13 protein-coding genes are annotated in these 15,297 nt (G+C 52.8%); 6 read left to right on the top strand and 7 right to left on the bottom strand.

The window, feature by feature from the left end:
- Positions 1-25 precede the first annotated feature (25 nt).
- Positions 26-850, bottom strand: coding sequence for a 23S rRNA (guanosine(2251)-2'-O)-methyltransferase RlmB (rlmB, locus tag FH603_RS15865; RefSeq protein ID WP_186738518.1), 825 nt, complete (start codon positions 848-850; stop codon positions 26-28).
- Positions 823-2,259, bottom strand: a complete 1,437-nt coding sequence (locus FH603_RS15860; protein WP_186738517.1) for a GWxTD domain-containing protein — start codon at positions 2,257-2,259, stop codon at positions 823-825. Before FH603_RS15860 ends, rlmB begins: the two co-directional genes overlap by 28 nt.
- A gap of 252 nt (positions 2,260-2,511) precedes the next feature.
- On the opposite strand from FH603_RS15860, the gene FH603_RS15855 reads away from it, so the two are divergent.
- Both FH603_RS15855 and FH603_RS15850 read left to right on the top strand, forming a co-directional pair.
- Positions 2,512-3,279 carry a class I SAM-dependent methyltransferase gene (locus FH603_RS15855; RefSeq protein ID WP_186738516.1) on the top strand — a complete coding sequence of 256 codons (768 nt, stop codon included), beginning with the start codon at positions 2,512-2,514 and terminating at the stop codon, positions 3,277-3,279.
- Between the two features lie 15 nt (positions 3,280-3,294).
- Positions 3,295-3,876: an O-methyltransferase gene (locus FH603_RS15850; RefSeq protein ID WP_186738515.1), complete on the top strand. Its 582-nt coding sequence runs from the start codon at positions 3,295-3,297 to the stop codon at positions 3,874-3,876.
- A 24-nt stretch (positions 3,877-3,900) separates the two neighbouring features.
- Here FH603_RS15850 and FH603_RS15845 read toward each other — a convergent pair whose 3' ends face one another.
- Positions 3,901-4,815 carry an App1 family protein phosphatidate phosphatase gene (locus tag FH603_RS15845; RefSeq protein WP_317171189.1) on the bottom strand — a complete coding sequence of 305 codons (915 nt, stop codon included), beginning with the start codon at positions 4,813-4,815 and terminating at the stop codon, positions 3,901-3,903.
- Between the two features lie 207 nt (positions 4,816-5,022).
- Between FH603_RS15845 and FH603_RS15840 the strand changes: the two genes are divergently transcribed.
- The gene (locus FH603_RS15840; RefSeq protein WP_186738513.1) at positions 5,023-5,901 is read left to right on the top strand and encodes a diacylglycerol/lipid kinase family protein; all 879 of its coding nucleotides are present in this window, start codon (positions 5,023-5,025) and stop codon (positions 5,899-5,901) included.
- Here FH603_RS15840 and fdhD read toward each other — a convergent pair.
- The 3 genes from fdhD to pyrR all read right to left on the bottom strand — a co-directional run bounded on the left by fdhD (position 5,894) and on the right by pyrR (position 10,042).
- Positions 5,894-6,742, bottom strand: coding sequence for a formate dehydrogenase accessory sulfurtransferase FdhD (gene fdhD, locus FH603_RS15835; protein ID WP_186738512.1), 849 nt, complete (start codon positions 6,740-6,742; stop codon positions 5,894-5,896). The two genes, FH603_RS15840 and fdhD, sit on opposite strands and share 8 nt — an antisense overlap.
- A gap of 65 nt (positions 6,743-6,807) precedes the next feature.
- Positions 6,808-9,384 (bottom strand): DUF5686 and carboxypeptidase-like regulatory domain-containing protein, encoded by a 2,577-nt coding sequence (locus tag FH603_RS15830; RefSeq protein WP_186738511.1) that lies wholly within the window; start codon positions 9,382-9,384, stop codon positions 6,808-6,810.
- A 118-nt stretch (positions 9,385-9,502) separates the two neighbouring features.
- On the bottom strand, positions 9,503-10,042 hold the full coding sequence (gene pyrR / locus FH603_RS15825) for a bifunctional pyr operon transcriptional regulator/uracil phosphoribosyltransferase PyrR (RefSeq protein WP_186738510.1): 540 nt from the start codon (positions 10,040-10,042) through the stop codon (positions 9,503-9,505).
- Positions 10,043-10,284: 242 nt separating this feature from the next.
- Here pyrR and FH603_RS15820 point away from each other — a divergent pair, with 242 nt between their 5' ends.
- From FH603_RS15820 to FH603_RS15810, 3 genes are all read left to right on the top strand, one after another.
- Positions 10,285-11,904: a DUF1593 domain-containing protein gene (locus tag FH603_RS15820; protein ID WP_186738509.1), complete on the top strand. Its 1,620-nt coding sequence runs from the start codon at positions 10,285-10,287 to the stop codon at positions 11,902-11,904.
- A gap of 444 nt (positions 11,905-12,348) precedes the next feature.
- Entirely contained in the window at positions 12,349-13,953 is a 1,605-nt protein-coding gene (locus FH603_RS15815; protein ID WP_186738508.1) for a Na+/H+ antiporter, read from the top strand.
- 108 nt (positions 13,954-14,061) lie between these two features.
- Positions 14,062-15,048 carry an aldo/keto reductase gene (locus FH603_RS15810; protein ID WP_186738507.1) on the top strand — a complete coding sequence of 329 codons (987 nt, stop codon included), beginning with the start codon at positions 14,062-14,064 and terminating at the stop codon, positions 15,046-15,048.
- 28 nt (positions 15,049-15,076) lie between these two features.
- Here FH603_RS15810 and FH603_RS15805 read toward each other — a convergent pair whose 3' ends face one another.
- Positions 15,077-15,292, bottom strand: a complete 216-nt coding sequence (locus FH603_RS15805) for a hypothetical protein (RefSeq protein WP_186738506.1) — start codon at positions 15,290-15,292, stop codon at positions 15,077-15,079.
- Positions 15,293-15,297: the final 5 nt, after the last annotated feature.

Here is a 15,297-nt window from a genome sequence, read left to right as displayed (position 1 = left end):
GGTTTAGTAAGGTTTCCCGGAATGGCTACTGAGCCGGTGCCGCCTGACTGCGCTGCCGTACCGCTTCGTACAACACCACGCCCGTAGCAACCGATACATTGAGCGATCCTACGGCGCCCAGCAAAGGAATCTTCACGTGATTATCGACCATCCGAAGCAGTTCCGGTGAGATACCGTCTTCTTCCGAGCCCATGATGATCGCCATCGGGCCGGTCAGATCAGTTGTTCGCTCATACAGGTCGCGGGCCGATTTTTCGGTACAGGCGATAACCTGAACACCCGATTCCTGTAAATACTTTACGGTTTCGGTCAAGTCCGGTTCGCGGCACACGGAAATGTGGTTGAGCGCTCCCGATGAGGTTTTCATGGCGTCGGAGTTAATGGCTGCCGCCCCCCGCCCAGGAATCACGATACACTGAATACCCGTACATTCGGCGGTTCGGGCAATAGCCCCAAAGTTCCGGACATCGGTGATGCGATCGAGAAGCAGAAAGAACGGCACTTCGCCCCGTTCAAAAACGTCGGCGATAACGTTGGACAGCTTCACGTACTGAACCTGCGCAATCAGGCACACCACACCCTGGTGATTCTTACGCGTCAGCCGGTCGAGCCGTTCAACGGGAACACGCTGGATAGTTACGCGGTTCTGAAAAGCCAGATTCTGGATGTCGGGGTTGCTGAGCCCCTTTTCCATATAAAGTTTATCGATCTGCTGATCGGACTTCAACGTCTCGATCACCGACTGGATACCAAATACCATCTCGTCCGGCCCGGGGCTGAACTGTGGTTTGCTGTTATAACTGCGATTTTGATTGGGGCGATTTACTCGCGGATTGCGCCGGTTCTCCATGCTTCGACTATCGGGTACCAAATGGGCTGGTATTCAATATAGCGCACCAGTTCGTAATGATCCTCGACAAATTGATTCGGTTTTTTGGTAAAGGTAAAGTTTATCTCCGACACACTGGCCCGGCGATTGTAAACCCATACCTCCCGCTCCCGGTTGCGCTGCACCCGGTCGGGCGCTCCCAGCACAATATAGATCATGCCCTTGTCGGTCTTCCAACCCTCTTTATAGCTGGTAAACAGCCGATTAGCTTCCTCCACGCGATTAAAGTAGGCCTTCAGCGTTTTTCGGGCCACGTCCTCATTTCCGGCCATCAAACTCAGCCAGTACCGGTCGAATGCCTTTTTTGTGTCCTGGGCCTGGTTCAGTTCACTGATTTCGGTGCTGGTGCTCATGTACAACACTGGCTTGATCAGCTTTTCGGGGCGCGTCATTTTTGGAAAACGCTTGTCGGCTACCACCAAACCAATACCACTGGCGTCGGTACTGTCTTCTACAAAATAATAAAGACCTTCTTTTGGCAGCGAAAAAGGCTCACCGGTTGTAATGGTCAGTGTCGAATCGATGGTCAGCGATTTGGATACCGGACGGGCCGACGTATTCATGGGCGATGAGGCCGCGTCGAACTCATGTTTATAACGGAACCCCAGCAGCGTTTTATGCGTACCCGCCACATCGCCAATGATGACCTTATCGTTTACGTTAGCGAAGTTCCGTAGTTGAGGCTGTTTGCCGCCCGCATCGAGCAACGTAAAGCGGTCGCTCAATTTGGGCGACTTGAACCGCAGCGCCAGGTCATTGCGCGCTTTCGTACCCGTGTTTATTTCGGTGATTTCGGTTAACAGAATGGTGTTGGCAATGTCTTTACCCCGTTTTACATCGAAGGTCAGCGTCAGGTGATCATCCTGCCGGCCAACCGATTGCTCGGTGAGCGTAACGTTTCCATAACCCAGCCGCTCCCGGTTGTTATAATCGGGATACATGACGTAGGCTACCAGAAAATGCTGGATAAAATCGGTGGGCTTAACAACGGCTTCGCCCGTGGGGGTTTTGGCGGTCAGGTCCATGTAGACCCGAACCGTGCTGGTATCGATTGCCAGAAACTTACCCTTTATCGACGTAACGACCCACTCCCCGCCCGACTTCGACAAGGGCACAGAGCCGGTGCTGACAGCGGGGCCATCCGGCCGAACAGGCGTCGATGACGCATCCCCGCGAGCGCCATCGCGCCGGGTCGATGCCCCCGGAGCAGCGGCTGGTGTCGTTGCCGGGCCTTGTGCCGATGTGGGCGCGTTGCGCTGAGCTTCGGTACGGGCATCATAAGCGGCATTGATGCGGGCCTGCTGGGTTTTCTTATTCGACGAGCAAGCCGCCAATAGGGTTAGTAGCAGTAGAGTATAAACGATACGCATAAAAACGGTGATCTTGCGTGTTTTAGGAACAAACGGTCGGATAGGAAAACCCGCCGACGGAAACGTTAACGCTGTTTAATCAATAACGAAAAAACAGCCGTGTTCGGGTTATGCAGGCGGCTCAATTTTTCTTTAGGTCTGCAAAAGACTAATTTTACAAACCGAAATGCAACTATAAGATGCTGGATAGGCAGGGCATTGGATGACTTTCTATGTATTCCATGCCTACGTGAGCGATTATCCTTCCCGACTATGTATAAAACCACCGAAATAACGTCTGCCGAGATCGCGTCGGACAACCCTGTTCACCAGCGTCTGTTGTTCCCCTATATGGAAGCAGCTCAGTTGGTAAGCGGCAACGTGCTCGAAATCGGATGCGGCTGGGGCCGGGGGCTTGAACTGCTCACTAAAGCCGCCACGCACTACACCGGTATCGACAAGAACGAAGACCTCATCAACGCACTTAGCGCCGAATACCGAAATGCTACCTTCCTGGCAGCTAACATACCACCCCTGAGCACCCTGGCCGATAATACGTTCGATTACATCGTTACGTTTCAGGTAATCGAACACATCCAGAACGACGACCTGTTTATCAGGGAAGCCCATCGGGTGCTGAAACCCGGTGGCAAATTACTGCTGACTACGGTCAATAAATCATTCTCGCTGACCCGCAACCCCTGGCACGTTCGGGAATATTATGCCGATGGGCTCAAAGCGCTGATGGGAAAGTACTTCCCATCGGTCAACACGCGGGGCATTCACGGGAACGGTAAGGTAATGACTTACTACGAGCAGAATAAAGAATCCGTTAAGAAGCTGACCCGCTTCGATATTTTCAATCTGCAATATCGCCTGCCACGCCGACTACTACAGGTCCCATACGATCTGATGAACCGACTGAACCGGAACCGGCTCCTGCAGGCCGATGGTATTGCCGCCGAAATCAATTATACCGATTACCTCGTCAGCAATGACCCAGCCGGTAGCCTGGATTTCTTTTACATAGCCACCAAGTAAGTCGGATTGCTACAGATGATAAACGATCAGATCAACCTCAACGAGCCAGCCAGTTACGATGTCCTATGGCAGGAAACGGTACGTCAACAGTTTGGAATGCCTTCCGATAAGCTGACGGGTTCGTTGCTGCGTATGCTGGCAGGTACCAAACCCAACGGTACGTTTCTGGAATTAGGCACCGGCACGGGTATGGCCACCTGCTGGCTCCTCGATGGAATGCATGCCGACTCAACGCTGATCACCGTAGACAATGACGAAAAACCACTGGCCGTTGCCCGCCAATACCTTGGTGCCGATCCGCGCCTGACGATTCATCTGGCCAACGGGGAAACGATCATTGATAGTTTGCCAACCGCCAGTGTCGACTTGATCTTTGCCGACGCCTGGCCCGGCAAATACAATCACCTGACCGAAGCGCTGGCCTTACTGAAGGTGGGTGGTATCTATTTGATCGACGACATGCTGCCTCAGCCGAACTGGCCGGACGGTCATAGTGAAAAGGCCGACCGGCTGGTCGAGTGGTTCGAAGCCAGTGACGAATTTGCGGTGACCAAGATGAACTGGTCCACAGGCCTTATCCTGGCGGTTAAGAAATAAACCGCAACGGCCGGTCCCATCTCTTCAGCTCTCGACAAAGCCGCTGTCTACCGAGTGCTGACGGGCTTCCGCACTGTGGGCGAAATAGCAGCACGGCACCCCCGCAGCCTGGATACGGCTCAGCGTGGCCTGCGTTTCAAGCCTGTTTTTTTCGTTTACCTGGCGGATGTAAACACACCGGATCTGGCCGGGGAAGTGCTCAACAACCGACGCGTAGATAACCGGGTCTTCCTGCGTATCGTCGCCAAGGAGGATAAACTGCTGAGCCGGAAACGTTTCCAGTAGTCGAACGATACGGGTAAACTTTGTTTTGTGTTTGTTTTGCCCGGTTTTCAGCAACCCTTTCAACTGCTTGAGCTGACTTAATAAATACACCCCATCGGGAAGGCCATTCTTTTTCGAGAAGTCCAGAATATAGTCATAGAGGTTCCACTCGCTGCTCGACACATAGAAAAATGCATTGGTCTTGTCAGACCCGCTGTTCGCTTCAGCCAGCAACTGGTAATGGGCCACCACGCCCTCAAAGGGTTTACGGCTGTGGGCATTGCGCGTCAGCAGTACTTTCATTCGCTTGAGGATGGTAGACGAATGCGAAATCAGGAAGGTATCATCAATATCGGAGATACAGGCAAGCTGTGTCGGGTGAGGCACCAGCACCTCCCCCGTCCCTTCGGCCAGCACCGTTTTTTTCGTGATCGTTTCTGAAACCAGTTGCGCACTAACCGGATGCCAGCCGGGCAGCAGCGGCTGATCCAGCGGCAGACTAAACCGGAAGTATCCATCGTCATCCGATAGGGTGTCGGCCGTTTGGGTGCCATACTGCACCCGAACCGTGGCCTGCGGATAGGGACGCACCATAAACAGCCGAACGACCGCCAGGAGATTAAGCCATTTATTCTGGCGGTATTTTTTTCGTGACAGGGCACTTCGGCGAAACACACTCCCATGGATCGTGAGTTCGGTAGTATTACCAAAACCACGGTATACCTTTACCGTTGGTCGATTGGTCAGCCGTAACCATGTTAACAAATAATGTTTAAGCTTACCCTTCATGCCCTGATTTTCGTTATAATACAATGCTGGTCGTTCAGGTATCCTACCGTTCTGTCAGCAGTCGCCATTTACAACACATAAACAGCTCATAAGTTGACATTTTTATTTGCGATCAATCCTGTTTCAGGCGGGAAAGGTAAAACCGACTGGACAATGGGTATCAAGAATTACTTCGCCAACTCAACGCATGTAGCGGAACTACGCTATCTGGATGGCAAAACCGACGCCCAGATAGTAAGCCAGGCTATTGACGAGCTTAAGCCCGACCGTGTTGTAGCCGTGGGGGGCGATGGCACACTCAAGATCGTTGCCGAACAGCTTGTCGATACCGGCATACCGCTTGGTATTTTGCCGGCCGGATCGGCCAACGGCATGGCCCGTGAACTGGGCATTCCGGCCGCTATTCAGGAGAGCCTGGACGTTGTTGTCAACGGCAAGTTGAAAGCGGTAGACCTGATTGCTATCAATGACAATGATATATGTTTGCACCTGAGCGATATCGGTCTGAACGCGCAGGTGGTACGCTATTACGAAAAAAATAACTGGCGCGGCATGTTTGGTTATTTCCGGAGTGTTCTGAAGACGCTCCGCAAACGGCGGCAGTTGCGGGTCGAGATCGATACAGGCGAAGAATGTATCCAGCGCATTGCGTTTATGATTGTGCTGGCCAATGCCCGTATGTACGGTACCGGTGCTGTCATCAATCCTGATGGCGACCTGTCGGATGGACGGTTCGAGGTGGTCATTTTCCGCCGTATGCATCTATGGGGAATTATAAAGTTATTCTGGCGCTACAGACCCTTCGACCCCAAATACATCGAAATCATCCCGGCCACATCGGTCACGATTGAAACGCACCGGCGGGCCTATTTTCAGATCGACGGCGAATACCGGGGACGCATCACCCGACTCGACGCCCGCATCAGGCCCGGTGCCGTTACTATGCTTGTCCCGCCGGATGTGTCTATGTAGTCTGTGCTACAGGACATACGCGCTGTGCCCCACTGTACAGGTTGAAGCGCCCGTCGCGGACGAAACCCGCCAGCGTCATACCCGCTTCCTGTGCCATCTGCACGGCCAGACTCGACGGAGCACCCACAGCAGCCAGCAATGGCACACCCGCCAGCCAGCTTTTCTGCACCAGTTCAACACCGATGCGGCCGCTCAGAAATATGCCTGACTGGCTGAGTGGCAACCAGTTTTGCCAGAATGCAGCCCCAATAAGTTTGTCGAGCGCATTATGTCGACCGATGTCTTCGCGCACCAGTTGCAACGTACCATCGGCGTCGAAAAGCGCGGCAGCGTGGATGCCTCCGGTATAGGCAAACGCCCGCTGAACTTCCCGAACCCGGCTCGATAAGCCATGCAGCATAACTGGTTCAACGGCCAGATCGGACGAAAGCGGTCCCGGCGAAATAGCCATGACCGACTCGATCGTGGCTTTCCCACACAACCCGCAACTCGATGACGTGAAGGTGTTTCGGGATAATCTCGACCAGTCGACGACGACATCGGGATGCAGCTCTACCCGAATCACGTTCCCTTCTTTGTGGGCATCCTGCACACAATGGCGGCAGGAAACTACATCCGAAGGCTGATGAATGATGCCTTCGGTAAATAAAAAGCCCATAGCCAGTTCGTCGTCGTTTCCCGGCGTCCGCATCGTCACCGATACAGGCCGCTGCTGCCGGTCATGGATAGGGCCAAAGCCCAGTCTAATTTCAAGCGGCTCTTCAACAGCCAGCAGGTCAGGCGCTTCGGAAAACGTTTCGCCGTTGATTTTTTGGACGGTAACGGGAGCAACAAGGGACATAAGCGGATGAATCAATCAAGGTTTTATTGATAACTCAACCCATCCCGAAATGATTGACAGCGGTGCTAGAAACTAAACGATGCCGACCCTTTGACCACAAATTTATCGATGGGTAATCCATTGCTGCCAGCCCCCAGATAGGTTAGCCGGTGAATGCCCTGGATGCGAAAGATCTTGAAAATATTGTCGATACCATAGCCCAGTTCAACGTAAGGAATCCGCCCGTTGAGCGAACCGATGTGTATGGGTTTGAGGCCATCGGGCATCGGCTTAAATGTTTCGACAGCCCGGTTAGCGCGGGTTTCACTACCCCAGAGCGCGTCGGCATTGGCGACCAGCCGCCAGTTCAGTTTCCGTATACCCGGAAGGCGGTTGAAAAGCAGCCCTTCAAACTTATGCTGGATATGAATGGCGACAAACCGATCGCTGACAAACTCATAGAACTGCATCCGGTTAAAGGTGTTTATCGTAAGCAGGGGCGTTGGATTGCCAACATGCGGAAAGAGCAACGGGGCAGGCAGTGTAGACGGGGTATACCCGGCAGCCAGCAGGTAGGTCATCTGCCCAAGTGGCCCCAGCCGAAGCATCTGTTGCGCCCGCAGGGTAATCCGGCTGTAGCTGTAGTCGCTGCCCAGTGTCCGGGCTCCCCGCGTGTAGCGGATGGTAAGGACGGGCGCACGTTTGGTGCCGAGCGTAATCCGGTCATTTCCGTCCATCACATACTTCTCCTTACGGGCCAGCCGGGCTTCGATAGACCAGTACATATCCATTATAGTGGAGCGCAGGGGCGACTGATCCCCCAAATCAGGCTCAACGCGGTATTGAAAGGGGAAAAGAGGCTGGAAACTACGACTACCCAAGGTGGTCGTAATCAGTATACCTTTAACAGGCTCTGTCATGAAAAACACTTCCCGCTGAACACGCTGATAGGCACCCCGGTATCGACCAAACCGACTGAGGGCGTAGAACATGCGGTTGCCGCCGATGAGTTCGGGCGTCAGGCCCAGCCGCTCCAGATCGCTCGACATACGACCACCCAACAGGGTCCAGTGCCGGCGCGACAGCAGGTAGTCGATTTCAGCCCCATATTTGAAGCGATGGTCCAGCGTTCCGTAGGCAACATAACCACGTAGAATCCACGAACGACTAAACCGGTCATTGGTTCGAAAGCCCAGCCGCGTCCGTAACCCCTCTACCGAGTTATAGGCGAACAGATACGGATACGGCCCCAGTTCGACACCGCCCAGTTTGTAGAATCCCGTTACGGCCACTTCATCAATGGCTTCGGCAGTCCGAACGACCGGAATCTGCCGTAATGAATCGATCAGCTGGCGGGCTTTTCGGTCGTTGTGGTTAAGCGAATCGGTGCCGGCCAGCTCCCGCTGAACCATGTTCCAGTACCGGTCATTGGTAGTAGCCACGGTATCGCTCAGTTCGATAGGCTGATCGTAGAAGCCCACCGGACGAGGGCGGTTCACGAGGATGTTGCTGTTATGCAGGGTAACCTGTGCCCGCATCCCAAGCGACTGCTTACCTACGCCAACCAGATCGGCCATAAGCCGCAAACTCACCGGCAGCCAGCCCGTTGTGGTACTGGAGCCGGAGGCCGAGTCAAGGGTGGGTTCGAGTTCCTGCTCAATGGTTAGTCGACGGACATAATTCAGGTTGGCCCCGCTACCAATATGCGCTTCGATCTGGCAAAGGGCGAACGACAGGGTATCGATCCAGACTTTACCCACAAACGCAAGGTCTTCCGGTCGTTTGGGGTCGAACTGGATTTCGTAGCAGATCCGGTCGCCAATCTGCGTTGTATCGGCCAGAAAGAATTCATACCAGTTCTTCCAGTTGTCGCCGGTAGGCGAAGCAAAATCTTTACCCAGAATCGGGATGTAGTTATTATAGAAGTTTTGATTGACGAGGCCCGTACCACCCAGCAGCTGTGAGCTCAGGCCCGCATCGTCCACGGCTACCCCCTTGATACGGGTTTTGCGGATTTCTTCGCGAAGGCGTTGTGGATTGCTGCGGGAATAATACCGGGATACCGATTCGGACGCCAGCATGGGCAGCAGACGGTGGCCTTCATCATCGAGCAGGGAATCCTGCTGGCTCATGGCTTCATTGATGCGTCGGATCAGCGGATTCCGGCGCATTTTTTCCGAAACGTGACTAAGGGCAATTTCTGTTTTGACGTAGCTGTCACACTCGTAGGCCGAGAGTCTGCTGCGGTCGTTGAGCAGGCGATTTTTACGAACCTGACGGAGTACCCTAAACGCTGGGTTCTCGCCTGCCCGCACGATCACTTCCTGCAAGGCATTACCACCGGGACTAAGCTTAAAATCGATGGCCTGCGTCATCCGCTCCTTGTCGATAGCGTGGCGCAGGGTTAGGTAGCCAAGGGAACTGACTGCCAGCGAATCGGTCAGGTTCTTTATGGTCAATGCATATCGGCCATTCTCATCGGAAAGTGTACCCACCCGGCGGCCTACCAGCGCTACACTCGCAAAGGGAACCGGCTCGCCCGTATGGGCATCGGTTACCAGACCCGTTATGGTGTAGAGAGCCTGTGCATGGGTCTTATTACTAAGCGCAAAGAGACTACCGGTTAAAATTAAAGAGAGGAAAGGACGTAGTAATGTCTTCATAAATAAGATACGGTTCGCCAAGGTAGGCAGAAGCAAACCATATTTTTACGTATGACCAGTCGAATGTCACTATCCCCTATTGAAACTGCACTATTTTTTTAGCGAGCGTAATCGCTGGCTAGCCAACAAGCCAGATCCGGTCGGCTTCGGCCCCCTGCTCAGTCCACTCGACCAGTACCCGCTGGGACTCGATCGTGTTGACGCGCTTACCGGTATAATCCGGTTTGATGGGTAGATCGCGGTTGTAACGCCGATCGATGAGGACCATCAGCTCCACCTTGCGCGGTCGGCCAAAAGCGGTCATGGCGTCAAGGGCAGCCCTGACCATCCGGCCCGTAGCCAATACATCATCGATCAGGATAACGCGCTTATTTTCGATCACGAATGGAACGTGGGTCGTGTTTGGGCGCAGGGGCGAATCGCGTCTGCGAAAGTCGTCACGGTAAAAGGTGGCGTCCAGGTAACCCAGGGGTACATCATGACCCAGCGTCCGGTTAAGTTCCCGCCCAATACGGTCAGCGAAGTAGATGCCGCGCGGCTGCATGCCCAGCAATACGGTATCAGCAAAATTCTGATGCTTTTCAATCAGCTCCTGCGCCAATCGGCTTACCACAATCTCCAGCAGCGGGCTGGATAAAATAAGGCGTTGTTGATTCATAGGGTAAAAATAAGGCGTAAAATTAAATCAATAGTATTCATAAGTCGTAGTAGTCGCACAGGCTTAGTGCAGATTAATTTACAGGCTTTTTTACTCCTGGATAGCATATCCTGCCTAGGCCGGGTAGGCATCATTCAACAGGAATCTTATTTTTACACTTCGTTAATAGCCGCCTAAAAAATCTCCCCTATACTGGTACAAGTCAAGACCAAGCTTGGTCCGGTACACAAACCCTAAAATTAATGCGTTCACACCACCGTGGTTTTCTGCAAAATGTCCGCCTGTATGGATTCGGACTACTCCTCCTGTGTCTCTTCGTAAATCGTGCCGGGGCGCAAACGCCTGGTCAACGGCTTCGGCCACGCATTGTGGTGACGGCTGATCCTGAACTCGATGACAACAACTCACTGATTCGTTTTCTACTCTACAGTAGCGATCTGAACGTGGAAGGACTTATCTACGCCAGTAGTCAATTTCATTGGACAGGCGATGGCAAGGGAACAAAGTGGTTTGTCCCTGGCAGGGAATACAACCGGTTTGGCTTGAACCTGTGTCCCTGTGAATCCTGGCGGTGGGCTAAAGACGAACGCTTCATTCATGATGCCGTTGATGCGTATGCGAAAGTATACCCGAACCTGAGGGTGCATAATTCCAGGTATCCTTCCCCGGCTGAACTACAGTCAAAAATCCGGTATGGCAACATTGAATTTGATGGTGATATCTCTAAAAACACACCGGGTTCAGATTTGATCAAAGCGCTGATGCTCGATGATAAGCCCGGACCACTCTTTATTACAGCCTGGGGCGGACAGAGCACGATTGCCCGGGCGCTCAAGTCAATACAAGAGCAATTTGAATACACAACGGAATGGGAATCTCTTAAAAAGAAACTATCGCGAAAAGTAGTGCTACTGCCCTCCGGCGATCAGGATGATACCTACGCCACCTATATCAAACCGAACTGGCCAGATATGGAGTACCGGCAGTTCAGGGGTGGACCTAATTATGCCTACGGGGCGCAGTTGGGAGCCAAGCCGGAAAATGCTATGTATCTGACCGCATCCTGGATGAAAGAGAATGTACGGGATCGTGGACCTTTAGGTGCCTTATACCGTGTTTGGGGGGATGGCAAACAGATGGTAAAAGGCGATAAACTGGATTATTTTGGCCTGACTGGCTACACCAATGATGAACTCAAAAAAATGGGCTATATCGTATGGATGCCTGTACAACCCAAAGGCTCCTGGCTGGGAGAAGGTGACGACCATACGTTTATGAATATGCTGGGAAATGGCTTGCGCGCGTATGAAGCAGGCACCTACGGGGGCTGGGGCGGTCGCGAGCCTGTCAACCGGGACATGACGACTAGTTCTTTATTCTCGGCTGTACAGGATACTAGTGCTAGCGCAATGGCAACCTCGCTGAGTACGTCAAATAACCAGACAAACAAAAGTGCAACCGAATTGGCCTACCCTGATTTCTTTCCGCAAGCCCAGCGTGATTTTGCGGCTCGACTTAACTGGTCGGTCACTCCTGCCTATGCGAATGCAAACCATGAACCAATTGTAAAAATTGAAGGTCCTTTAACTGTATTGGCCTCGGCGGGAGAAAAAATACGGGTAAATGGAGCCGTATCCGATCCGGACGGCAATGCCGTGTCAATCAAGTGGTGGCAATTTCAGGTGGGAAGCTATCCTAACAAAGTAGCCATCCTACATCCTGATTCATTGCAAACCGAAGTGCTTATTCCTAAAGATGCAACGGCGGGGCAAACGATTCACCTTGTTCTTGAAGCCGTTGATACCGGAACACCATCACTCACTACGTATCAGCGAATGATCATTACAGTAAGAAACAGGTGATTCGCCCCATTGAGTTGTGTTGAAAACAGGTCATGATTTTAGTTGGAGAGTTCTGATCCCTTCCCATTAGCTGACAGGGTATCTCAACCTATCCTCCTACGGTTACAGGTGCGTACGTCGCGGAGTTTTATCTGTCGGGTCTACGCCGTAATTCGTTTCAGGTCGTTGTCAACAGGAATGCTGGTTATGGGATAGGTTTGCCCAAACAGTACCATACTGGAAGAGTTATCCCTGAAAGGCGACATTGAACGAGACGGAGTCTGTTCGTTATGGAAGGCAAAACAGCCAAAGCCGCTGAAACGGAAGTGGCCGGGTGGTTGCAAAAATCAAGCTGCTCCCGTAAGAAAAAGTAGACGAATAGCCCCAATCAGAGTAGCGATATACAACGCGAAACGCCCTGGCAAGTGCCGGGCTTTGGCGTTGTAAACGAACCATAATATCCTCATGCAGCACTTGTTTATTGACTACATCGTTTTAATTCTGATAATTCTGGCGCTGGTCATGGTTGCCAACAAGCTGCGCCTGGCTTACCCCATTGTGCTGGTATTGGGGGGGCTGGCCCTGAGTTTGACGGACGAATTTTCGCAGATCACCATCAGCCCTGACCTGGTGTTTCTGATTTTCCTCCCTCCGCTGCTCTACGAAGCGGCCTGGCAGGTTTCATGGAAAGAATTCTGGCGGTGGCGACGGGTAATCACCAGTTTTGCCTTTCCTATCGTCATCGTTACCTCGTGTGTCATTGCGCTGGTATCCCATGCCCTCATTCCGGGTTTTACGCTGTCGTTGGGCTTTCTTTTAGGTGGTATTATTTCACCACCCGATGCCATATCGGCAACCACCATCATGCGGCAGGTAAACGTACCCAAGCCCCTGGTGAGTATTGCCGAGGGTGAAAGCCTGCTTAACGATGCATCGTCGCTCATTGTATTCCGGTTTGCCCTGGCGGCCGTGATCACCGGGCAATTTCAGGCGTCGGAAGCCGCGACTAGTTTCCTGCTGGTTGTTTTGATGGGCATCAGCATCGGCTTACTGGTCGGGGTGCTTTTCTACATCGTTCATCGCTGGCTGCCAACCACCCCCAGTATTGACATCGTGCTGACGCTGGTGACGCCCTATTGCATGTATTACGCAGCCGAGCATTTTCATTTTTCAGGGGTACTGGCCGTAGTCAGCGGGGGGTTACTACTATCCAGTAAGCGACAAAGCCTGCTGACCTACCAGAGCCGGATTCAGAGTGTGAATGTGTGGGGCAGCTTTGTCTTTGTACTGAATGGATTGGTTTTCATGCTCATTGGCCTTCAATTGCCCTCTATCGTTCAGCAACTTGGTACAATCAGCCTAAGCACCGCCATCGGGTACGGACTGGTTATTTCGCTGGTACTGATAGCAACCCGGCTGCTTTGTACCATCGGCGCGTCCTATTTCACCCGCATTGCCAGCCGGTTTATCACCGTAGCCGAATCAAATCCGGGCTGGAAGAATCCGCTTATTCTGGGTTGGGCTGGTATGCGGGGCGTTGTATCGCTGGCTGCGGCCATTTCCATACCGCTGGTCATCCGGGAAGGAGAAGCATTTCCCCTCCGGAATCTGATTCTTTTCATCACCTTCATTGTCATTCTGGCCACGCTGGTTTTTCAGGGATTAACGCTTCCCTGGCTGATCCGGAAACTGAAGCTGGAAGCCGATCCTGCCGTGGTTCCGGAACAACAGCAGGAGCTTATCATCCGACAGACGATAAGTCGGAAATCACTTCAGTTTCTGGAGAAAACCGGTCTTTCTACTCCCTATCTAACCAACCTGTCCGAACGGCTGACCATTGATTTAGCAGGGCTCGATCAAAAAGCAGGAGGAGCGGGTAATTCAAACGCCCTCGGTGATTACCAGCGTACCTACCTGGAACTGTTGCAGCAGCAGCGAACCTGGCTCAGCGAGATAAATCGTCAAACTGATTTTGATGAAGATTTGATTCGGAAGCATCTCTCCCTGATTGACCTGGAGGAGCTAAAAATCCGGGAAAAGCTGGTACAGGAAGATGAGCCAGAAAGGTAACATCGGGCTGTTTGGTTTTCGTAAATTCCTGTTGGTTTTTGTTAGTTATCCCTCTGGCATCCCTGTAGTTTTTTAACCTAATAAACGTACACTGTTTTGAATACAACAATGCAAACACGCAAACTTGGAAATAGTGGTTTAGCCGTATCAGCGCTTGGCCTGGGCTGTATGGGCATGAGCTTTGGCTACGGCCCGGCTCAGGATACCACAGAAATGATCGCCCTGATTCGTTCGGCGGTTGAACAGGGGGTTACCTTCTTCGATACCGCTGAGGTATACGGGCCATTCGTAAACGAAGACTTGGTTGGTGAAGCCCTCGAACCGTTCAGGGGTGAGGTGGTAATAGCCACTAAATTCGGCTTTACCATTCAGGATGGAAAAATGGCGGGTCTGAATAGCCGACCGGAAAACATCCGGGCCGTGGCCGAAGCTTCCCTGAAACGCCTGCGCGTTGAGGTTATTGATTTGTTCTACCAGCACCGGGTCGACCCGAACGTACCCATCGAAGAGGTGGCGGGTGCCGTGAAAGACCTGATTCAGGAAGGCAAGGTGAAGTACTTCGGTCTGTCGGAAGCGGGGGCTCAAACCATCCGTCGCGCCCATGCCGTACAGCCTGTGTCGGCCCTGCAAAGTGAGTACTCGCTCTGGACCCGGCAGCACGAAGCCGAAATCATTCCAACTATCGAAGAACTGGGTATTGGACTGGTGGCCTACAGTCCGCTTGGTAAGGGATTTCTGGCGGGAAAGATTGATGAAACGACCCAGTTTGCGCCGGGCGACATTCGCAATACGCTGCCCCGATACACCGAAGAAGCCCGCAGCGCCAACAAAGCCCTGCTGGATCTGATTCAACAGTTTGCCGAACGCCGAAACGCTACGCCCGCCCAAATTGCGCTGGCCTGGGTGCTGGCTCAAAAACCCTGGATCGTGCCTATTCCCGGCACTACCAAACTGCACCGCCTGACGGAGAACAATGGAGCCGCAGCTATTGAGTTGACGCCCGGCGAACTCCAGGACATTGAAAAAGCATCTGCCGAAATCAACGTCGTTGGTACGCGCTATACCGAACAAATGGAGAAATCGACGGGACTGTAGCCTGAACGCTGGTTTTAACCCGCCCCAACTATGCCCGCCAAATCTGTTTCACGCCGGGGGTAGCGCCCCGCTCCGAACCAGCTTCATCGAACTGCGAAAGGTGAGCACTGGGGCTACAAGCGCAGGTTGAAGACGTACTCATCATGGGCATTGGCGCGGCCATAAGCTCCACAGTGGTGACGGGCTTTGGCAGTTGCAATCTGACCTGATCGGGAGCCCGCCCGCAAATTTCAATAGCGGTCAACGTAT

The organism is Spirosoma utsteinense (assembly GCF_014282275.1).
In the GTDB taxonomy this organism is placed as follows: domain Bacteria; phylum Bacteroidota; class Bacteroidia; order Cytophagales; family Spirosomataceae; genus Spirosoma; species Spirosoma utsteinense.
The sequence above is the reverse complement of the archived record's forward strand: the minus strand, read 5'-3'. Positions and strand labels throughout refer to the sequence as shown.